The following is a 20952-nucleotide window of genomic DNA, read 5'->3' on the forward strand; positions in this document are numbered from 1 at the left end:
GACCCGGCGATTCCGCCTGCTGGGGGTTTCTGCTTTCCTTTTCCCGTCGGGCCGGGACCACACGAGGCGGGCGAACATGCGGGCAGACGTACACCACGTCGCGGACGGCACCTATCTGGTGCACGGCTCCAACACGAACTGGGTCATCCTCACCGAGGGGGACGCCGTCACGCTGGTCGACACCGGGTACCCCGGCGACCGGGAACAGGTCCTCGCCTCGCTCGCGGAGGTGGGAAGCTCCCCGGAGGCGGTCGCGGCCGTACTGATCACGCACGCGCACAACGACCATGTGGGCTCGGCCGAGTACCTGCGTGCCACGTACGGCACGCCCGTCTACCTGCACGAGGCAGAAGTGCCGCACGCGCGGCGGGACTTCCTGCACCAGGTGTCCGTCGGCACGGTGCTGAGGAACGGCTGGCGCCCCGGCGTGCTGCCGTGGGTCGTGCACGCCCTGCGCTCCGGCGGCACGATGCACAACCCGGTCACGACCCCCGAGCCGTTTCCGGCGGCCGGCGCCCTGGACCTGCCGGGGCGGCCCGTGCCGGTGCACACGCCCGGCCACACCGACGGGCACTGCGCCTACCACGTGCCGGGCACCGGTGTGCTGATCTCCGGCGACGCTCTGGTCAGCGGACATCCGACCGCGCGGATCGAGGGGCCGCAGCTGCTGCCGGACATGTTCCACCACGAACGCCCGCGGGCCGTGGCCTCCCTGGACGTCCTGGCGGAGCTGGACGGCGAACTGCTGCTGCCGGGGCACGGGCCGGTCCACCGCGGTCCGGTGAGGGACGCCGCGCACCGGGCCCGGGAACGCGCCCTCTAATCTGATGTGACGATCGGCGGCTAGACAAGGACACCCGGCTCATGGCACTGCAGATCAGCGCGACCAACCCGGAGCATCCCGCGCTCTTGCTGGAGCTGCCTTGGCACCTGCCCCTGGAGGAGTGGCCGGAGGAGTACCTCGTGCCGCTGCCGCGCGGCATCTCCCGGCACGTGGTGCGCTACGCACGGGCCGGTGACGAGGTGATCGCCGTCAAGGAACTGGCCGAGCGGCCCGCGCTGCGCGAGTACCAGCTGCTGCGGGACCTCGACCGGATCGGCATCCCGGCGGTGGACCCGCTGGCCGTGGTCACGGGCCGCCTCGACGCGAGCGGCGCCCCGCTGGAGAGCGTTCTGGTGACCCGGCACCTCGGCGGTTCCATGCCGTACCGCTCGATGTTCGAGACGACCATGCGGCCGGCCACCATGCACCGGCTGATGGACGCGCTCGCCGTGCTCCTGGTGCGGCTGCACCTGGCCGGGTTCGCGTGGGGCGACTGCTCGCTGTCCAACACCCTCTTCCGGCGTGACGCCGGCGCCTACGCGGCGTACCTGGTGGACGCCGAGACCGGTGATCTGCATCCGCGGCTCAGCGACGGGCAGCGCGAGTACGACCTGGATCTCGCCCGGGTCAACATCAGCGGGGAGCTGCTGGACCTGGAGGCGTCCGGGGCGCTGCACCCGTCGGTGGACCCGATCGAGTTCGGCATGGAGATCTGCGCGCGCTACCGCAGCCTGTGGGACGAACTGACCCGCACCTCCGTGTATCCGGCCGGCAAGTACCACTACATCGAACGTCGCATCCGCCGCCTCAACGACCTCGGCTTCGACGTCGCCGAGATGCAGATCGAGCACGCCTCGAACGGTGACACGGTCAGTTTTGTGCCCAAGGTCGTCGACGCGGGCCACCACCAGCGGCAGCTGCTGCGACTGACCGGCCTCGACACGGAGGAGAACCAGGCCCGGCGGCTGCTGAACGACCTGGAGAGCTGGATGGCCACCCAGGACGACTACGCCCCGGGCGATCCCCTGGGCGCGCGTCCCGAGGTGCTGGCCCACCGCTGGGTGCGGGAGGTGTTCCGGCCGACCGTGCGGGCCGTGCCGCCGGAGCTGCGCGGCGCCATGGACCCGGCCGAGATCTACCACCAACTGCTCGAACACCGCTGGTACATGTCCGAGCGGGCCCAGCAGGACATCGGCATCGAGGCGGTCGTCGAGGACTACATCACCAACATCCTCCCCAAGGCCCGCAAGACGCTGCAGCCGACGGCGGACTGAGGAACAGCCGGCGTCACATGTGCGGCACCACGGCCACCGGGCAGTCCGCGTGGTGCAGCACCCCGTGCGCCACCGAGCCGATCCGGGCGCCGACGGCCGTGCGGTGCGCCCGGCGCCCGACGACCATCAGCTGGGCCGTCCCCGCCACCGACAGCAGCACCTGGCCCGCGCTGCCCATCTCCACGTGCTCCTCCACCGGCACGTCGGGGTGGCGTTCCCGCCACGGCCGGACCGCGGCGGTCAGTGCCTTCTTCTCGTACGGCTCCAGTCCCCCGGCCTCGTCGGCGAGCTTCAGCGAGCCCGGGCTGTAGGCGAAGACCGGCGGCAGCGTCCAGGCGCGTACGACCCGGACGGTCGCGCCGCGCGCCGCGGCCGTCTCGAAGGCGAACCGCAGTGCGTCGGCGCTGTCCTCCGGGTCGCCCTGCTGGCCCACGACGATCTCGCGTCCGGCGGCCTCGGCCGAGGGCTGGTCACCGGCCCGGACGAGCACCACGGGCCGGCCGGCCTCGGCGATGACCTGCTGGCCGACGGAGCCGAGCAGGAACCCGACGATCGGTCCGTGGCCGCGCGAGCCGAGCACCAGCGACTCGGCGTCGGCGGCGGCCGTGACGAGGGTGTCGACGACGGCGCCCTCCAGGACGTCGGTGGTCACATCGAGGTCCGGGTGCTGCTCGGCGACGGCCCGGACCGCCTCGGCCACCGCGCTGTGCACCCACTCGGCGTGGCTGTCCGCGTCCCCCTCGATCCCCGCTTCGAGCACCTCCTGCGGCTGGAAGCGCCAGGCGTGCACCACGCGCAACGGCAGATCGCGCCGTACCGCCTCCCGCGCGGCCCAGGCCAGGGCGGCGAGGCTCTCCTGCGATCCGTCGACCCCTGCGGTGATCGGGCGTGTCATTCGGCTGCCTCCCTGAGAAAAGGTCCCTGCGTGCCGCCCAGTCTTCACTACCGGGGCGACGCGTCCCACCGGCCGGGTCCCCGCCGGAGCCGATCTCCGTATCGGAGCGCGGCGCGGCGCGGCGATCGAACATACGATGGGCGGAGGTCGGCGCGGTGCCCCGGGACTCCGTGTCGTGAATCGACCGCCCGGTGTGGGGGACGTATGGCACAGGCCGCCGATACGGCGCGGACCGTCATCATGACCGTGGACGACGACCCGGGTGTCTCCCGGGCCGTGGCCCGGGACCTGAGGCGGCGCTACGGCGCGTCGTACCGGATCGTGCGCGCCGAGTCCGGCGCGTCGGCCCTCGACGCGCTGCGGGAGCTGAAGCTGCGCGGCGATCTCGTGGCGGTGATCCTGGCCGACTACCGGATGCCGCAGATGAACGGCATCGAGTTCCTCGAACAGGCTCTGGACGTGTACCCGGGCGCGCGGCGGGTGCTGCTGACCGCGTACGCGGACACGAACGCGGCGATCGACGCGATCAACGTCGTGGACCTCGACCACTACCTCCTCAAGCCGTGGGACCCGCCCGAGGAGAAGCTGTACCCGGTCCTGGACGACCTGCTGCAGGCGTGGCGGTCCAGCGACTACCGGTCGGTGCCCAGCACGAAGGTCGTCGGGCACCGCTGGTCCTCACGCTCCTCGGACATACGGGAGTTCCTGGCCCGCAACCAGGTGCCGTACCGCTGGTACTCCTCCGACGAACCGGAGGGCCGGCGCCTGCTGGCCGCGGCCGGTGAGGACGGGATGCGGCTGCCGGTGGTGGTCACCCCGGACGGGACGCCACTGGTCGAGCCGGAGGCCGTCGACCTCGCGGCCCGGGTCGGTCTGGCCACGACTCCGACGGCCGACTTCTACGACCTGGTCGTGATCGGCGGCGGCCCGGCCGGGCTCGGTGCGGCGGTCTACGGCGCCTCCGAGGGGCTGCGGACCGTGCTGGTGGAGCGGTCGGCGACGGGCGGTCAGGCGGGCCAGAGCTCCCGCATCGAGAACTACCTCGGCTTCCCTGACGGTGTGTCGGGCGCGCAGCTCACCGACCGGGCGCGGCGGCAGGCGGCGAAGTTCGGCGCCGAGATCCTCACCGCGCGCGAGGTGACCGCGCTGGAGGTCAACGGCGCCGCCCGGATCGTACGGTTCTCGGACGGCTCGGCGGTCGCCGCGCACAGCGTGATCCTGGCGACCGGCGTGTCCTACCGGCAGCTCGCGGCGCCCGGCTGCGAGGACCTGACCGGCTGCGGGGTGTTCTACGGGTCGGCCCTGACGGAGGCGCCCTCCTGCCAGGGGCAGGACGTGTACATCGTGGGCGGCGCCAACTCCGCCGGGCAGGCGGCGATGTACCTGTCCCGGGGCGCCAAGTCGGTCACCCTGCTGGTGCGTGGCGCGTCGCTGTCGGCGTCGATGTCTCACTACCTGGTCCAGCAGATCGAGGAGTCCCCCAACATCCGGGTGCGCTGCCGCACGGTCGTCGAGGAGGCGCACGGCGACGGTCACCTGGAACACCTGACCCTGCGGGACGTGGACAGCGGCACGACCGAACGGGTGGACGCGCAGTGGGTGTTCGTGTTCATCGGCGCGGCCCCGCTGACCGGCTGGCTGGACGGCACGGTGCGGCGGGACGAGCGCGGGTTCATCCTCGCCGGGCCCGACCTGACCGCCGACGGCCGCCCACCGCAGGGCTGGGAGCTGGACCGGCCGCCGTACCACCTGGAGACCAACGTGCCCGGTGTGTTCGTGGCGGGCGACGCCCGCTCCGAGTCCGCCAAGCGGGTCGCGTCCGCCGTCGGAGAGGGAGCCATGGCCGTGATGCTCGTCCACCGGTATCTGGAGCAGTCGTGAGCGGGCAGTCGCCCCCGTGCGACCCCGAGGAGATCGGGGCGCTGTTCCTGTTCGAGAAGCTCACCCCGGAACAGCTCGGCAGGCTGTGCGCCGCCGGACGCGTGGAGCGGTGCGAGCCCGGCCCCGTGTACACCGAGGGCGAGCCCGCCACCTGCTTCTACGTCATGCTCGAGGGCACCGTCGTGCTGTACCGCCGGGTCGGCGGGGACGACGTGGAGGTGACCCGGACCTCGCAGCGCGGGGTGTACGCCGGGTCGATGCAGGCGTACCTGGGCGACCGGGTGCGGCAGGTCTACAACAACTCCATGCGCGTCACCGAACCGACGCGGTTCTTCGTGCTGCCCGCCGACACCTTCGCGGAGATCATGCAGGAGTGGTTCCCGATGGCGGTGCATCTGCTGGAGGGGCTCTTCTTCGGTTCCAAGAGCACCCAGCGGGCCATCGGGCAGCGTGAACGGCTGCTGGCGCTGGGTTCGTTGTCCGCCGGGCTCACGCACGAGCTCAACAACCCCGCCGCCGCGGCCGTACGGGCGACCGCGACCCTGCGGGAGCGGGTGGGCAAGATGCGCCACAAGCTGGCGATCATCGCCCAGGGGTCGTACTCCCCCGAGGTCATGTCCAACCTCATCGACATCCAGGAGCGGACCGCCGAGCGCGTCGCCAAGGCCCCCACGCTGAGTCCGCTGGAGGCCTCCGACCGGGAGGACACGGTCACCGACTGGCTCGACGACCACGGGATCCCGGAGGGCTGGCGGATCGCGCCCACCTTCGTCCAGGCCGGTCTCGACGTGGACTGGCTGGACCAGGTCGCTGCCGCGGTGGACGAGGAGATGCTGACGAGCGCGATCGGATGGCTCAACTACACCGTCGAGACCGAGCTGCTGATGGACGAGATCAACGACTCGACCACCCGCATCTCGCATCTCGTCGACGCCGCCAAGCAGTACTCCCAGCTCGACCGCGCGCCCTTCCAGAACGCCGACGTCCACGAACTCCTCGACAGCACCCTGCTGATGCTGTCGGCCAAGATCGGCAAGGAGATCAAGGTCGTCAAGGAGTACGACCGGACGCTGCCGAGGATCCCGGCGTACCCGGCGGAGCTCAACCAGGTCTGGACGAACCTGATCGACAACGCGGTCGCGGCCATCCACAGCGCCGGGGGCGAAGGGACGTTGACCGTGCGGACCGCTCGCGATCACGACCGGCTGCTGGTGGAGTTCCGGGACACGGGAGTCGGTATTCCGCCGGAGGACCGGGGGCGGATCTTCGATCCGTTCTTCACGACGAAGCCGGTGGGTGAGGGGACCGGGCTCGGGCTCGACATCTCCTGGCGGATCGTGGTGAACAAGCATCACGGGACGATTCAGGTGGAGTCGGAGCCGGGGGACACACGGTTCCAGGTGCTGCTGCCGCTGAGCGCGGTCGAGGAGGAGCCTTCATGAGTGACGACAACGCGATCGACCCGAGTGTTCCGCCGAGCGGGAGCGGGTGTGCCGAGTGCGACGCCGCCGGGGGATGGTGGTTCCATCTGCGGCGGTGTGCGCGGTGCGGGCACGTGGGGTGCTGCGACAGTTCGCCCGCGAAGCACGCGACGGGGCACTTCCGGGAGACCGGGCACCCTCTGGTGCAGAGCTTCGAACCGGGTGAGAGCTGGTACTGGGACTACGGGACGAACGAGTTGTACGAGTCGGGGCCGGAGTTGGCTCCGCCCGTGAGTCATCCCGCGGACCAGCCGACGCCGGGGCCGGCGGGGCGGGTGCCGGTGGACTGGGCGAAGGTGTTGCGGGCCTAGGAGCTCGCAGGGGGAGTTGGATGTGTTGCCTCAGGCTTCATCGGTGACGCCCGTAGTCGGGCGGGATGCCGAGCTCGACCGGCTCTCCGGTGTGCTGGAGCGTGCGCGCGGGGGCGAAGCCCGGGCCGTGCTGGTCGCCGGGGACGCCGGCGTGGGCAAGACCCGGGTCCTGAACGAGATCTCCGCGCGGGCCGAGGCCGACGGGACGACCGTCGTCACCGGGCACTGCGTCGACCTCGGGGACGTCGGGCTGCCCTATCTGCCGTTCACCGAAGTGCTCCGCGTGCTCGCCGCCGATGAGCGGTTCGCCGCCGCTCTCGCCGCTCATCCCGTCGTCGAGCGGCTGCTGGGGGCCGGGACCGATGCCGTGCGGGACGTGGACGGGCGGTTGCGGCTGTTCGAGGGGGTGGCGGGGCTGCTGGCCGCCGCGGCGGAGGTCGCCCCGTTGCTGCTCGTGCTGGAGGATCTGCACTGGGCCGACCAGTCGTCGCGAGACCTGCTGCGGTTCCTGCTCGGCCGGGGTGTCCTCCGGCACCGGCTGGCGGTTCTCGCCTCGTACCGGGCCGACGACCTGCACCGCCGGCATCCGCTGCGGCCGCTGCTGGCCGAGTTGGTACGACTGCCCGCCGTGGAGCGGCTGGAGCTGCGTCCGCTGGGCGATTCCGACGTGGCGCGGCTGGTGCGTGCCCTGGAGCACCGGCCGCTGCCGGACGCCACGGTCCGGCGGATCGTGGAGCGCGCCGAGGGGAACGCCTTCTACGCGGAGGAACTGCTCGCGGCCACCGACACGGAGTCCGGCGGAGTGCCCGGCGGGCTCGCCGACGTGCTGCTGATCCGCTTCGAGCAGCTCTCCGACATCGCGCAGCAGGTGCTGCGGACCGCTTCCGTGGCCGGACGCCGGGTGGAGCACGAGGTGCTGCGGGAGGCGGTCGGGCTACCCGAGGAAGAGCTGGAGTCGGCGCTGCGCGAGGCGATGGGGAGGCAGCTCCTCGTGGCCGGGGACGACGACACGTACTCCTTCCGGCACGCCCTCGCCCGTGAGGCCGTCTACGCCGATCTGCTCCCCGGGGAGCGGGCCCGACTGCACGGCGCGTTCGCCCGGCTGCTCACCGGGCACGGCCGGACCGCCGAGCGCGCCGCCGAGCGCGCCCACCACTACCGGGAGAGCCACGACCTCGCCGAGGCGCTGGCCGCCTCACTGGAGGCCGCCGAACACGCGCAGCGCGTCGGTGCGCCCGCCGAGGAGCAGCGGCATCTGGAAGCGGCGCTCGATCTGTGGCCGGCGGTGGATCCCGCAGCCAGGCCCTCGGGCGGTGGCGTCGACCGGGTGACGCTGACGCTGCGTGCCTCGGCGGCCGCCGCGCACGCCGGGGAGCTGCACCGCGCCGTCTCCCTCAGCCGGTCCGCGCTGGCCGAACTCGGCCAGGACGCCGGCCCCGAGCTGGCTGCCCGGGTCCGCTACACCCTCGCCGGGAACCTGCTGAACGTGGACAGCCTGACGGCGGCGTTCGCCTACAGCAGCGAGGCCCTGGGGATGATCCCCGAGGATCCTCCGTCGCGTACCTGGGTGTGGGCGGCGGCCACCCATGTCATGGCCGCACGCCACGTCGGGGAGAACGAGACCGCGCTGCGGGTCGCCCGCCGGGCCCTGAGGGTGGCGGAGCGGCTGCGGGTGACCGACGCCCAGGCGGACCTGCTGATCTCGCTGGCCGTCAGCGACATCGGCGGGCGCCGCGGCCCGGAGGGCCGGGAGCGGCTGCTCAAGGCCCGGGAACTGGCCCGGAGTTCGGGCAACGCGCCCGTGGAGCTGCGTGCCCTGTTCAACCTGGCCATGGGCTGTTACGAGTCCGGTGCCCTGGCGGAGTGTGTGCCCTGGCTGACCGAGGGCCTGGACCGGGCCCGGCGCGCGGGGCTGCTGTCCTCGTCGTACCCGCTGGAGATGCGGTATCTGCGGCTGGTGGTGCTGCATGTCCTCGGCCGCTGGGACGAGTGCGTGCGCGCGGCGGCGGCCGATGCCGAGGTGCTGCCGGCGGCCGGCGGCCACACGGTCGGTCCCGCGCTGTACGTGGCGCTGGCCCGCGGCGATCTCACAGCCGCCGACCGGGCTCGTTCCCTGCTGGAGGGGCCCTTCGACTGGATGGCCACCCTGGTCGCGGGCATCGTGCTCACCGAGGCCGCGGGGCTGCGCCGCGATCCCGAGGACGCGGTGCGGTGGATGCGGTCCACGGTCACGACCCTGACGGACGAGGCGGGCACCCGCCCGGACGTCACGGTCCGGCTCGCGACCCTGGCGTTGTCCGCGGTGGCCGACGCGACGGCCGGTCTGCGGTCGGCCGGTGACGAGGCCGGGGCCCGCCGCTGGACGGACGTCGCGACCGAACTGGTGGAACTGGCGCGGGCCACCGCCGCCCACGGCGCGAACGGCACTCCCCAGGGACCCGAGGGACAGGCATGGCTGGCCCGCGCGGAGGCCGAGTGGATCCGGGCCGTGTCGGGGCCGGACGCGGCGGCATGGGCGCAGGTGGTGACGGCTTTCGGCTACGGAGACGTCTACGAGCGGGCGCGTTGCCGGTTGCGCTATGCCGAGGCTCTGGTCGCGGCCGGGCGTCGCGAGGAAGCGGTGGCGGAGGCCCGGGCCGTCCGGGAGACGGCGGACGATCTCGGCGCCCTGCCTCTGCGGGAGCAGGTCGACGCCCTGGTCCGGCGCGGCCGCCTGGCGGACACCCCGGGCTCCGGCGACCGTGCCGGTGTGCTCACCGCACGTGAGCAGGAGGTGCTGCGGCTGCTCGCGCTCGGCCGCAGCAACCGGAGGATCGGCGAGGAGCTGTTCATCAGCGGCAAGACGGCGAGCGTTCACGTCTCCAACATCCTCGCCAAGCTGGGCGCTTCGAGCCGTGGTGAGGCGGTGGCGGTCGCCTACCGGGAGGGTCTGATCGCTCCGGAGCCGTCGACGTCCGGCTGAGCTCCCGCAGATTCTTGTGGTCGTCTATCCCTGACCGCGCGGCCCTCCTTCGCAGTCGAGGCTCTCCAGATCGACGGCGTCGGCCATCGCCCGCATCCCCTTGTCGTTGGGGTGGAGATGGTCGCCGCCGTCGAAGGCCGGACGGATCCGGTCGGCGTCGTGGGGGTTGCGCAGGACTCGGTCGAAGTCGTGTGACCGCGTCGAACGTGCCGCTGGTGCGGATGAACTCGTTCACCCGCCGCCGTACGGCCTCCCCTGCGGGGTCCCATTCCCCCCAGCCCTTGTAGGGGGCGATCGTGGCGGCGACGACGCATTTCCCGGCCGCGTGGGCCCGCTCGGTCAGCGTGCGGTATCCGACGATCATCCCCTCGGCGGTCGCACCGGGCTCGGCCTTGATGTCGTTGACTCCCTGGAAGAGGAACACCGTGCGCACGCCGGGCAGCGAGAGCACGTCCCGCGAGAGACGGTTCAGGGCGCTCTGCCCCGGTCCGTCGGTCAGGACCCGGTTGCCGGCGATCCCCGCGTTGGCCACCCCCTTGACGGCCGACGTGGAGGACGCGCGCAGCCTGCGGGCGAGTTGGTCGGGCCAGCGGCGGTCGAGGTCGGTCGTGGAGTGCCAGCCGTCGGTGATGGAGTCGCCCAGTGCGACCACGGCGCCCGCGGCGGGCCGGGGCCGCACGGTGACGGCGTCGAGGTAGAACCAGGAGCCGATCCGCTGCGTCCAGTTCGCCGCGCTCTCCTGGGCGGTGTGGTCGCCGTCGGTGGTGTAGGACGTCTGCATCGCCATCCAGTGTCCGGTGAGCACTCCTCCCGCCCGCGGCACGAACAGGCTGACGACGAGGGCGCTCGCGGCGGGGACGCGGACGGGCAGCGGGTCGCTGTAGACGATGCCGCCGGCGGGGACGGTGACGGAGCGGGCGCCGCCGAAGGTCAGCCGCCGGTTGCTGCCGGGCACGAGCGCGGCTCCCTCGCGTTGGAGACCCGCGTGCACGTTCCGGAACGTCACCGGCTGGTCGCCGAACGCGTTGGACAGCCGCACCCGCAGACCGGTGCCGCCGACGCTGGTGCGGACGACCAGCCGGTAGCCGCGGCCGTCGACCGCCGCGCCGATGCGGTCGGCGGAGGAGGACCAGGTGACCACGCCGTCCCCGGACGGCGCCGAGGCTCCGGGAGAAGGGGGCGGCTCCTCTCCCCCGGGGATCTCGCCGGACGCGCAGCCCATCACGAGGCAGGTGGAGAGGGCGGTCAGGGCGGTGCGGCGGCGGGGGCGTGCGGTGCGGGGCAACGTGGGCGCTCCTTCGGCCGGTGTGCAGGGGCGGGAGTGGTCAGCAGGCGGGATCCCGCAGGGTCGCGGAGCCGCCGGGAGCGCGTCGGATCCGCCGTGCCCTCCCGGCGTACCACACGGTAGCGGTGTGGCCTCCGAGGCCGTGCAGGGTGGCCCCGGCGAGCGGCGGTGCCGCCAGTGCGGGTTCGAGCCGGCCCGGCGGTGCCGCCGGCGCGGGTTCCAGCCGGCGCGATCTTGGCGGAGGGGAAGGCTCCGGGCGAGGATGCCCGCATGAAGGGTGACCTCTTTTCCAGCGAGCACATGGTGCGGCCGGCCGTCGCACCGGGCATGACGGTCGAGAACGCCAAGTGCGTCCGGTACACGGTCCACGGCGAGATGATGGCCCGGCAGGGCGCGATGATCGCCTACCGCGGCAAGCTCCAGTTCGAGCGCAAGGGCCAGGGCGTGGGCGGCATGCTCAAGCGCGCGGTCACCGGGGAGGGTCTGCCGCTGATGGCGGTGCGGGGGCAGGGCGAGGCCTGGTTCGCCCACGAGGCGCAGAACTGCTTCGTCGTCGACGTCGAACCCGGCGACGAGTTCACGGTCAACGGCCGCAACGTCCTGTGTTTCGACGCCACGTTGTCGTACCGCATCGCGACCGTGAAGGGCGCCGGCATGACCGGCGGCGGCCTGTTCAACAGCGTCTTCTCCGGGCACGGCAAGCTGGGCCTCGTCTGCGAGGGCAATCCGCTCGTGATCCCCGTCTCCCCGCAGTACCCGGTGTACGTGGACACCGACGCGATCGTCGGCTGGACCACGGGCCTCCAGACCTCCCTGCACCGCTCCCAGTCCATCGGGTCGATGCTGCGCGGCGGCTCCGGCGAGGCCGTGCAACTCATGCTCCAGGGCGAGGGATACGTCGTCGTACGGCCGAGCGAGGCGACACCGCAGAAGGCCGGTCAGCACTGACCCCGCGAGGTGATCTGCGCCTCACAGGCAACCCCGTTCGACCCGTCGTCGTCTTGATCGACAACAGGTGATGCCCTGGCCCTTGTGGCCGGGGCAGGTTTCCAGCCTGCTATGCACGATATGTATACGCTCTGTGTATACATGGTGCGTATACCGAGATGTTCACCGACGGGAAGGCATCGATGTACGGCAAGGCATTCGCCCCGGAATACCAGGGCGCCCTCACCACCCTGTCCGTCAACTCCTCCTTGACCGACGTCCTGGCCGCCGGCACCGAGCAGTTGAAGGCGGCCGAGCGCGCCGGAAGGCCCGGCGAGGTGGCGCGTTCCGGACTCGCGGTGGCCGAGGCGCACCGCCGGCTGGGCCGGGTCGAGGACGCGGACCGCGCCTGGAAGGCGAGTTACCGTGCCGCCCGCCAGGCCGAGGACGTCGGGGCGATGGCCTGGGCGCTGTGGAGCGGCGGCACGCTCGCCCGGCAGCGCGGCGCGTTCCGCCTGGCCCGGCGGCTCCTCCAGCTCGCGGCCGACCTGGGCGAACGCGGCGGGGACATCGTCGTACGCGGTTACTCGCTGGCCGGCCTGGCCGAGACGGGCCGCATCCAGGGCGACTACGAGGCCGTCGGCCGGCTGCACGAGCAGTTGCTCGCCGAGGCCCGGCGGCGCGGGGAGGCGCGGCACACGGTCTGGGCGCTGGAGGGCATCGCCCAGATGCACCGCAACACCGGGGGCTACGACACCGCGTACGCCCTCTTCGAGGAGGCCGCCGAGATCGCCGCACGGGCCGACGACCGGCGCGGCCACGCCTGGGCACTGCGCGGTCTGGCCGATGTCGTGTCGGTGCGTGACGGGGACACCGAGCGGGCGCTGGAGCTGCTGAGCGAGGCGGAGACGACGTGCCGTGCGATGCGGCTCTCCAGCGCGCTGGCCTACAACCACAAGATGCGCGGCAACGTCCTGTACCGGGCAGGGCGTTACGCCGAGGCGCGCGCCCTGTACGAGCAGGCGCTCGATGAGTTCCGCACCATGAGCGAACCACGCGGGGAGGCCCTGTCGCGGCTCGGTCTCGCCAAGTCCCGGGCCCGGCTGGGCCACGATCACGCCGAGACGGCGGCCGAACTGGCCGATCTCGCCGGCACGCTGGAGCGGATCGGCCTTCAGCACGCCCGCAAGATGGTGGCTCGCGCGTACGAGGAGCTCGGCATACCGGATGCCGGGTACGCGGAGGCGAGGACGGCGGAGGTGGCCCGGTGACGGTGTCCTCCATGACGGTGGAGACGGCGCGGCAGGCCACGTCACCGCACGGTGAGCGGCAGGGCCACCCCGCCGACGCGCACCGGGTCCTCGACCGCTGCCGCGCGCTCGTACGCCCCGCCCTCAGCGAAGCCGTGGGGCGGCTGCACCCCTGGATCGGCGAGATGGCCGCCTACTCCTTCGGCTGGTGCGAGGTGGGCGGCGCCCCGGTGGCCGCCCCCGGCGGCAAAGGCGTTCGGCAGGCCCTCGCGGTGCTCGGTGCCGAGGTGGCCGGCGCACCCGCGCGAGCGGGCGTGGCGGCGGCCGTCGCGGTGGAGCTGGTGCACACCTTCTCCCTGCTGCACGACGACATCATGGACGGCGACGCGGACCGGCGCCGCCGCCCGGCCGTGTGGAAGGCCTACGGGACGGGCCCTGCGGTCCTCGCCGGAGACGCCCTGTTCGCGCTGGCTGTCGAGACACTCGCCGCGCAGCCCGGCGGCGCCGAGGCCGTGCGGACGCTCTCCGCGGCGCTGGGCGACCTGGTGCGCGGCCAGGCCGACGACCTGCTGTTCACCGAGCGTCCCTGGACGGGGCCGGAACGAGTACGGCCCGACGAGTACCGGGCGGTGGCCGAGCACAAGACCGGCGCCCTGCTCGGCTGCGCGGCCGCGCTGGGCGCCGCGCTCGGCGGGGCCGCCCCCGAGACGGTCGCGGCCCTCGACCGGGTGGGCCGGCACCTCGGGATCGCCTTCCAGATCGTCGACGACGTGCTGGGCATCTGGGGAGACCCACGGGTCACCGGCAAACCGGTCCACGGCGACCTGCGGGAGCGGAAGAAGACGTTTCCGGTCCTGGTCGCGCTCGACTCCCCCGTGGGCGGCCGGCTCGTCGCGCTGCTGGAGGCGGGGGACGCGCCCGGTGCGGCGGCGGAGTTGATCGAGCAGGCGGGCGGCCGTGCGGCGGCCATGGCGGAAGCCAGGCGCCATATCGCCGTCGTCGACACGGCGCTCGCCGGGGTTCCGCTGGGGGCCGGGGCCGCCGCCGAACTGCGCGCGCTGCTCGGCTTCCTGGTCCGGCGAGACATCTGAGCCGACCGCCCCCCCGGGGGGAATCAGCCGCCGAATTCGTCGGAGGGGTTCGAGTTCAGCCGTCGGACACCTTCGTATTTACCGCCGGTTACCACCAGGCCAGCCCGGGATTTGCGAATCCCCGGGCTTCGGCGGGCGAATTCGCACCGCCCTCGGCGACCCGAGACGGCCGAAGTGAGCGGCCGCCGAGCCCGCGAAAGACCGTTTTCTCTCGCACACTTGTCCCCGACTCTTGAATAAAAGACAAGAATGACCGCGGAGTTGCGATCCGTTTGAACGCGGTACGCCTCGTCCCCCGTACTTCTGGAAAAGGTGAGAGCCAGGTTTCCAGCGAGGGATGGCCATGGGCAGGGCGCACGTCTCCACACACCAGTTGGTCGCCGGCCGGTACCGGCTGCTCGAGATCATCCAGCGGGAGACCAACCGCATCTGCTGGTACGCCGAGGACATCGGCACCGGCGACATCTCCCGGCCGTGCCTCGTCACGCAGGTCGGGCTCCCGGACGACACGTTCGAGACCGAGCGGCGGGCCGCCGCCCGCCTGCTGCGCACGTCCGAGAACATGGCGCTGCTGAGCCCCGGCCGGATCGCCGCGGTCGTGGACGCCGTCGAAGAGGCCGGCGCCCTGTGGACCGTCAACGAGTGGATCGACGGCACTCCCCTCGGCGAACTCCTGTCGGAGCAGGGCACGTTCAACTACGTGCGGGCCGCCCGCGTAGGCCTGGAACTGCTCGACGTGCTGGACGCCGCGCACGCCGAGGGCATCACCCACGGCGAGCTCAGCCCCGGCCAGGTGTTCGTACGGGAAGACCACTCGATCGTCGTCACCGGCTTCGGCCTGGCCGGTGCGACCCTGGCGCCCCGGCTCACGGCACCCGCGTACGCCTCGCCGGAGCAGGCCCGTGACGAGCGCATCGGGCCGGCGGCCGACCTGTGGGCGCTCGGGGCGATCCTCTACACGATGGTCGAGGGGCGCCCGCCGTTCCGGGACCGCGGGCGTCCGGAAAACACCCTGAAGGCCGTGGACCGGCTGCCGCTGCGCACACCGGTGCGCGCCGGGCCGCTGACGCAGGTCGTGCAGGGGCTGCTGCGCAAGGACTCACGGGAGCGGCTGACCCGCACGGTGGTCCGTGAGGCCCTGACCCGTGCGCTGAGCGAGGACCCCCAGGCGGGCCTGGCGTCGGTGCCGGCTCCGCGGCTGCGGGGCGCGTACGCCGCCATCCGGCCGGGGAGTCCGGCGTGGAGCAGACGGACCATGGTGGCCGGGACCGCCCTGGCCGTCATCACGGTCGCGGTCGCCGTGCTCGCCGCGACGCAGGGGCTGCCCGGCGGAGACTCCGGCAGCGACGCGGCCGACTCGCCGACCCGGCCCCCGGCCTCCGCGGCCACGCCGGGCGAGCCCACCGGCGGCGACGGCACCGGTCCGTCCGGCGCCCCGAGTCCGACCAAGAGCCCCTCCTCGCCGACGCCCACCCCGTCGACCCCCACACCCACGCCCACACCGTCCGCCCCGGCCACGGCCCTGCCGCCGGGTTTTCACCGCTACTCCGCGCCGGAGGGCTTCTCCGTCGCACTGCCCGAGGACTGGAAGCGGCTGGACACCGACCGCCAGGGCGATCTGCGGTACCGGGTCGTCTTCGGCGCCGACGGCGACGACCGCACGCTGGCCGTCACCTACAGCGAGGGCGTGGGCCCGGACCCCGTGGCCGTGTGGCGGGACGAGGTCGAACCCAACCTGGAGCAGTCCGGCGACTACCGGCGGATCGGCGAGATCCGCGCGACGACGTACCGGGGGCTCGAGGCCGCCGACATGGAGTGGACGGCGGACGTCGGCGACACCCGGACGCACACCTTCGGCAGGGGCTTCCTGCTGGGCGGGGGCCGGAGCTTCTCGCTGCGCTGGAGCACCCCGGACGCCGACTGGGAGGACGTCGCGAACCAGGAGGCGCTGCGGACCGTCCTGAAGACGTTCCGGCCGGACTCAGGCTGAGCCGCGCGGTGCGCGCAGGGAGGTGAGCGGGCCTGGGTGGAGGGGCTGGGTGCGCCAGCGCGCCGTGAGCGTACGGTCCGCGAGGGAACAGGTCAGCGCCAGGCGGTGCGGGGTCTCCAGGAACGTCACGTCCACGGCCAGCGTGCCGGCATCGGTCCAGCCGCCGCTCACCGCGGTCGGGAGCGGCTCCTCCGCCACCGTCCAGCCGTCCGCCCCGATCCTCAGATCGAGCCGGTCCTCGCCCTCCATGAGCCTGAGCGTCCAGCCGTCGGCGCCCTGTACGAGCCCGGCCACCCGGGCAGGACCGTCCCCCTGGGGAGACGCGAACTCGGCGGCCGACCATTCCTCGGCCCGGTCCGGGGGTGCGGGCCTGCCCGGGGCGGGCGGCAGCGCGAGGCCGGCGAGGCGCTCCCGCAAGGCCCTGTCGGCGGCCTGCCGGCCGGGCAGAGGTTCGGGGCCGAAGGCGGGCAGCAGGTGCTCCCACACGAGGTTCAGGAAGTCCTGCATCCGTTCCGTCGCCGCGGTCGTCGCGATGACCACGTCGTGCTCGGGCAGCACCAGGCAGAACTGGCCGTACGCGCCGTCGCCCCGGAAGCCGTGCCGGGACATCCAGAACTGGAATCCGTAGCCCCGGTCCCAGTCCTGCCGGTCCGTGTCTCCCATCGCCCCGGAGGTCGGAATGTGCGGGCGCGCGGCCCGGGACACCCAGCCTTCGGGCAGCAGCCGCTCGCCCTCCCGGACGCCGTCGCGCAGATACAGCTGGCCGAACCGCGCGACGGCGTCGGTGGTGGCGTGCAGTCCGCTGAAGCCGATCTCGCGGCCGGTGCGGTCGCGCCGCCAGGACACCTCGCCGATGCCCAGCGGATCCAGCAGCCGGGGTCGCAGATACGCGGTGAGCGGCTGCCCGGTGACCCGCTGGACGATCGCGGCCAGCGTGTAGGTGGTGGGCTGGTTGTAGGCGAAGACGGTGCCGGGGTCGCGGTCCGGCGGCTGCAGCAGGAACCCGCGGACCGGCTCCAGGGGGTCCGTCCGGTAGGCCTCGTCGACGGTCTCCTTCTCGTGGCCGCTCGACATGGACGCCACGTGCCGTACGAGCATGGCCCGGCTGCGCGGGTCGGTGATGTCGGCCTCGAACTCGGGGAAGTAGGAGATCACCGGCGCGTCGAAGTCGAGCAGTCCCTCGGCCTCGGCCAGGGCGGCGGCGGTCCCGGTGAAGCTCTTGCTGAGCGAGTACAGCAGGTGGGGGCGGTCGGGGGTGTACGGCGCCCACCAGCCGGAGGCGACCAGGTGTCCGTGCCGCATGATCATCAGGCTGTGCGGCTCGATCTCCGGGGCCGCTTCGAGGGCGTCCAGGAAGGCGTGGACGCCGGAGGCGTCGACACCCTGGGCGGCGGGGCTGCCGGTGGGCAGGGCGGAGGCACTCATGGGGGCATCCTGCCCCGTCGGCGCACCTTGATCGAGCAGTTTTCCGGCCCGTTGTCAGGGGACTCGACGGTTATGGTGCAAATCGGATACACGATGATGACCGAGCAGGCCGGCCCTCGTGAGCTCGTCGACCATGTCGTGCGGGCCGAGGAGGCGGGCTTCGACTTCTCGGTGACCTCGGACCACTACTTCCCGTGGCTGCGTTCGCAGGGCCACTCGCCCTACGCGTGGACGGTGCTCGGCGCGGCCGCCCAGGCCACGTCACGTATCCCGCTGATGACGTACGTGACGTGCCCGACGTTCCGCTACCACCCCGCGGTGGTGGCGCAGAAGGCGGCGACGCTGCAGTTGCTGTCCGAGGGCAGGTTCCGGCTGGGGCTCGGCTCCGGCGAGAACCTCAACGAGCACGTGGTGGGCGGCGGCTGGCCGGCCGTCGACGTACGGCACGAGATGTTCGAGGAGGCAGTGGAGATCATCCGCGCTCTCTTCAAGGGTGGCCACGTCAACCACCACGGCACGCACTTCGACGTGGAGTCGGCCCGGCTGTGGGACCTGCCGGACGAGGCGCCGCCCATCGGTGTCGCCGTCTCCGGCGAGCAGTCGTGCGAACTCGCGGGCCGGCTCGGCGACCTGGTGATCGCCACGGAGCCCAAGCCGGGACTGCTGGAGGCGTTCGACCGGCACGGCGGTGAGGGCAAGCCCCGGGTCGGCCAGCTGCCGGTGTGCTACGACCCCGACCGGGACGCGGCGATCGAACGTGCCCACTCCCAGTTCCGCTGGTTCGGCAGCGGCTGGAAGGTCAACTCGGAGCTGCCGCACCCGGATTCCTTCGAGGCGGCGACCCAGTTCGTCAGGCCCGACGACGTCGCCGGCGCCATCCCGTGCGGTGACGACCCGGAGGCGTTCGTCGAGGCCGTCCGCCCGTACGCCGAGGCCGGGTTCACCGAGGTCGCCCTGGTCCAGATCGGCGGCGAGTCGCAGCCGGCGTATCTGGACTGGTCGGAGAAGACCCTGCTGCCCGCTCTGCGCGACGCGTTCGGCTGAGGTCCGCCAACAGCGCTTCGACGACCTGTTCGACGAGTTGAGCCCTCCGCTCCGGAGGGCTCTTCTTCACGACGGCGCTGATCCGCTGCGCCTCCTCGGTGGTGGGCAGGTACCCGACCAGGAGCAGCGGCAGCAGCAGGCGTCGGACGAGCACCTCGGTCGCGGAGGTGCCCTGCGGTCTGCGCACCACCGAGACGTTGACCCGGACCGCGTGTTCGTTGCCCGGCGGAACACCCGGCCGGTCCGTCTCGATCGCGGCGTAGCGAAAACCGTGCGCCAGGTCGCAGGAGGGGCAGCCGGCCGGGCCGCGTGCGAGCCGGTCGCCGCAGTCGGGGCACACCAGCCGGTCGAGGGCGGCGTCCACCACCCGCCAGTCGTGCCGGTCGGGTTCGGCCGCGACCATCTCGGCCAGGGCCCTCTCCTGAGCGGCGCCGGAGACGTCCCACCGGTGCAGGAAGGCCGCCCACTCCCCCTCGACGATGCCGTCCACCAGTTCACGGCAGGCGGCACAGGCGGGGGCACCGGCGTACTCGTGTCCGCCGCACCGGGCGCAGCGGCGCGGCGCCGCACCGACCTCGGGTCGCACCATGGTGGGCATCCTCGCGCACCCACGACCGGCGGGAAAACCGATTTACGGCCCTGGCCTGCGCAGACGGTGAACAGCGGGACGGTGGATGCCGATAGGCTTCCGTCCGCACCTCGTGCACCCGATCTGCCCCGTCCCAGGAGAGTCGTCCGTGACCGTAGCCTTCACCCCGCCCGAGACGTCCCCCGCGCCGCCGGCGCCCGTCTCCGACCCGATCGCGCGGGACGCGCGGGAGTTCGGGGCGTACGCCCGGACCGGAGGGTGGGCCTTCGGGCTGAAGGTGGCGCGCAGCGTCCGGCCCGGCGGGCAGGGCGCGGACGAGACGCCGAAGGTGTCCGCGAAGGAGTTCGCGGAGCTCGCCGGGTGCTCCCCCGACCGGGTCATGCGCTACTACAAGGCGTGGGACCGGGCGGCCGACGACGGGCTGGTCCCGCAGTTCGAGGCCCTGACGCCGGGTCAGGAGGTGGAGCTGCCGGACGCCGACGTGTGGCTGAGCTACTACGTCTCCCGCAACAGCGCCACCTCCGAGCGCGGTACCGCCATCACCGAGGCCGCCGAGGCGGAGGGCATCCGGCCCACCAAGGCGCTGGAGGTCGCGGAGAACCCCACCGCCCTGCGCGCCGCGATCCTCGCCGATCCCTCCACCGCCCGCGCGGCCCGTCAGGCCCTGCTGGACCGGGTCCGGGAAGACCCGGACCTGCAGGCCGAGCTGGCCCGTGACGTGGTGCGCACCGACGAGCTGAAGAAGGCGGTCGCCGGCGAGAGCAGGGCGGCCGACCGCATCGGGTACGTCCGCCAGATCGCCGAGTCGGGGCAGATCAAGACGCCCGCCGGACAGACCGTCGACGCGCCCGCCGACCTCCGCCAGGAAGCCGAGCGGCACCTGTCGCTCATCGACGAACTGGACGAGGGCGAGGACTCCGGTGAGTGGGCCGCCGAGGCCTACGACACCATGAAGTCCCTCGTCGTCGAGGCCGTGGAGACCGACCCGGGCCTGCGGGTGCAGGAGCGGCGCACGAAGTTCTACAGCAGCCTGCAGAAGGCGACGAAGGTGTTCGAGGAGCTGACCTTCGACGACGCCGGGGAGTTCTACGAGGACGACATGGTCCAGCGGCTGGAGGACCTCCAGCAGGCCGTGGCCGTCTGCATCGCGTCCCTGCGCGGAGCCCGCGCGAATCACCCGGAGGGCTGAGCATCTTGTGCGTATGAGGGGTACTAGAGGGCTCTACGTCGGTTCTTACCGGAGGCCCACTCGTGAACTCCTTCGTGCACAAGACCCTGGTGGTGCAGCTCCAGGCGGGCGACACGGACCGTTTCTCCGTGCTCGCCCACCTGAGCTACGACACCACGGACCCCTTCGCCGTCACCGTGGTCTTCAGCCACGACGGCCGCGTCCTCGCCCGGTGGCAGCTGGACCGGGAGATGCTCGGTGACGCGCTGCGGCGCCCGGTCGGGATCGGGGACGTGCGGATGCGGCCGGAGTCCCGGGGCATGTGGCAGGAGCTGCGCATGGAGTTCCTCGGGGATGCCCGTGCGGACGGCGGCCGTCACCACGCGGTGGTGTTCGCGTGGGCCCCGGCGTTCGCGGCGTTCCTGCGGGAGACCTACGAGATCGTGCGACCGGGCCGCGAGGAGGTCCATGTCGACGACTTCCTGGCGGACGTCATCGCCGGGGGCTGATCCGCGGGAGAGCTGAGTAGCCGTACTCATGCGGAGGACTCGCCCCG

Annotated in this window: 16 protein-coding genes and 1 pseudogene; 13 read left to right on the forward strand and 4 right to left on the reverse strand. The window is 72.7% G+C overall.

Annotation, left to right across the window (positions count from 1 at the left end):
* The first annotated feature begins 76 nt into the window (after nt 1–76).
* Together SSQG_RS01555 and SSQG_RS01560 are read left to right on the forward strand one after the other, a co-directional pair.
* Nucleotides 77–823: an MBL fold metallo-hydrolase gene (locus tag SSQG_RS01555; protein ID WP_003987893.1), complete on the forward strand. Its 747-nt coding sequence runs from the start codon at nt 77–79 to the stop codon at nt 821–823.
* A gap of 41 nt (nt 824–864) precedes the next feature.
* Nucleotides 865–2097 carry a DUF4032 domain-containing protein gene (locus tag SSQG_RS01560; RefSeq protein ID WP_003987894.1) on the forward strand — a complete coding sequence of 411 codons (1233 nt, stop codon included), beginning with the start codon at nt 865–867 and terminating at the stop codon, nt 2095–2097.
* 13 nt (nt 2098–2110) lie between these two features.
* On the opposite strand, the gene SSQG_RS01565 is transcribed toward SSQG_RS01560, so the two are convergent.
* A complete protein-coding gene (locus tag SSQG_RS01565; RefSeq protein WP_039931752.1) occupies nt 2111–2992 on the reverse strand; it encodes a universal stress protein in 882 nt (293 codons plus the stop codon).
* A 204-nt stretch (nt 2993–3196) separates the two neighbouring features.
* On the opposite strand from SSQG_RS01565, the gene SSQG_RS01570 reads away from it, so the two are divergent.
* Genes SSQG_RS01570 through SSQG_RS01585 form a run of 4 tightly spaced genes read left to right on the forward strand, consistent with a single transcriptional unit; the run spans nt 3197 to nt 9627 of the window.
* Nucleotides 3197–4873, forward strand: a complete 1677-nt coding sequence (locus SSQG_RS01570) for an FAD-dependent oxidoreductase (RefSeq protein ID WP_003987896.1) — start codon at nt 3197–3199, stop codon at nt 4871–4873.
* On the forward strand, nt 4870–6315 hold the full coding sequence (locus tag SSQG_RS01575) for an ATP-binding protein (RefSeq protein WP_003987897.1): 1446 nt from the start codon (nt 4870–4872) through the stop codon (nt 6313–6315). The genes SSQG_RS01570 and SSQG_RS01575 overlap by 4 nt, the downstream gene beginning before the upstream one ends.
* The gene (locus tag SSQG_RS01580; RefSeq protein ID WP_003987898.1) at nt 6312–6665 is read left to right on the forward strand and encodes a UBP-type zinc finger domain-containing protein; all 354 of its coding nucleotides are present in this window, start codon (nt 6312–6314) and stop codon (nt 6663–6665) included. The genes SSQG_RS01575 and SSQG_RS01580 overlap by 4 nt, the downstream gene beginning before the upstream one ends.
* Before the next feature lie 43 nt (nt 6666–6708).
* On the forward strand, nt 6709–9627 hold the full coding sequence (locus SSQG_RS01585; RefSeq protein ID WP_244299009.1) for a helix-turn-helix transcriptional regulator: 2919 nt from the start codon (nt 6709–6711) through the stop codon (nt 9625–9627).
* A gap of 24 nt (nt 9628–9651) precedes the next feature.
* Here the strand turns inward: SSQG_RS01585 and SSQG_RS01590 are convergent.
* Nucleotides 9652–10849 (reverse strand): annotated as a pseudogene (locus SSQG_RS01590) (SGNH/GDSL hydrolase family protein).
* A gap of 333 nt (nt 10850–11182) precedes the next feature.
* Between SSQG_RS01590 and SSQG_RS01595 the strand changes: the two are divergent.
* The 4 genes from SSQG_RS01595 (at nt 11183) to SSQG_RS01610 (ending at nt 16170) form a co-directional block, all read left to right on the forward strand.
* A complete protein-coding gene (locus SSQG_RS01595; RefSeq protein WP_003987902.1) occupies nt 11183–11860 on the forward strand; it encodes an AIM24 family protein in 678 nt (225 codons plus the stop codon).
* 182 nt (nt 11861–12042) lie between these two features.
* On the forward strand, nt 12043–13110 hold the full coding sequence (locus SSQG_RS01600; protein WP_003987903.1) for a tetratricopeptide repeat protein: 1068 nt from the start codon (nt 12043–12045) through the stop codon (nt 13108–13110).
* Nucleotides 13111–13121: 11 nt separating this feature from the next.
* Complete coding sequence (locus SSQG_RS01605) at nt 13122–14180, forward strand: polyprenyl synthetase family protein (RefSeq protein WP_039934616.1); 1059 nt, start codon at nt 13122–13124, stop codon at nt 14178–14180.
* A gap of 343 nt (nt 14181–14523) precedes the next feature.
* A complete protein-coding gene (locus SSQG_RS01610) occupies nt 14524–16170 on the forward strand; it encodes a serine/threonine protein kinase (protein ID WP_003987905.1) in 1647 nt (548 codons plus the stop codon).
* Here SSQG_RS01610 and SSQG_RS01615 read toward each other — a convergent pair.
* Nucleotides 16162–17595, reverse strand: a complete 1434-nt coding sequence (locus tag SSQG_RS01615) for a serine hydrolase domain-containing protein (RefSeq protein WP_039931754.1) — start codon at nt 17593–17595, stop codon at nt 16162–16164. The two genes, SSQG_RS01610 and SSQG_RS01615, sit on opposite strands and share 9 nt — an antisense overlap.
* Before the next feature lie 72 nt (nt 17596–17667).
* On the opposite strand from SSQG_RS01615, the gene SSQG_RS01620 reads away from it, so the two are divergent.
* Nucleotides 17668–18639, forward strand: a complete 972-nt coding sequence (locus tag SSQG_RS01620) for an LLM class F420-dependent oxidoreductase (RefSeq protein ID WP_003987907.1) — start codon at nt 17668–17670, stop codon at nt 18637–18639.
* Here SSQG_RS01620 and SSQG_RS38730 read toward each other — a convergent pair.
* Complete coding sequence (locus SSQG_RS38730) at nt 18536–19228, reverse strand: hypothetical protein (protein WP_003987908.1); 693 nt, start codon at nt 19226–19228, stop codon at nt 18536–18538. The two genes, SSQG_RS01620 and SSQG_RS38730, sit on opposite strands and share 104 nt — an antisense overlap.
* A gap of 148 nt (nt 19229–19376) precedes the next feature.
* On the opposite strand from SSQG_RS38730, the gene SSQG_RS01625 reads away from it, so the two are divergent.
* A complete protein-coding gene (locus SSQG_RS01625) occupies nt 19377–20417 on the forward strand; it encodes a hypothetical protein (protein WP_039931755.1) in 1041 nt (346 codons plus the stop codon).
* A 62-nt stretch (nt 20418–20479) separates the two neighbouring features.
* The gene (locus SSQG_RS01630) at nt 20480–20905 is read left to right on the forward strand and encodes an SsgA family sporulation/cell division regulator (protein WP_003987910.1); all 426 of its coding nucleotides are present in this window, start codon (nt 20480–20482) and stop codon (nt 20903–20905) included.
* Nucleotides 20906–20952 lie beyond the last annotated feature (47 nt).

Source organism: Streptomyces viridochromogenes DSM 40736, from assembly GCF_000158955.1.
Taxonomy (GTDB): Bacteria; Actinomycetota; Actinomycetes; order Streptomycetales; family Streptomycetaceae; genus Streptomyces; species Streptomyces venetus.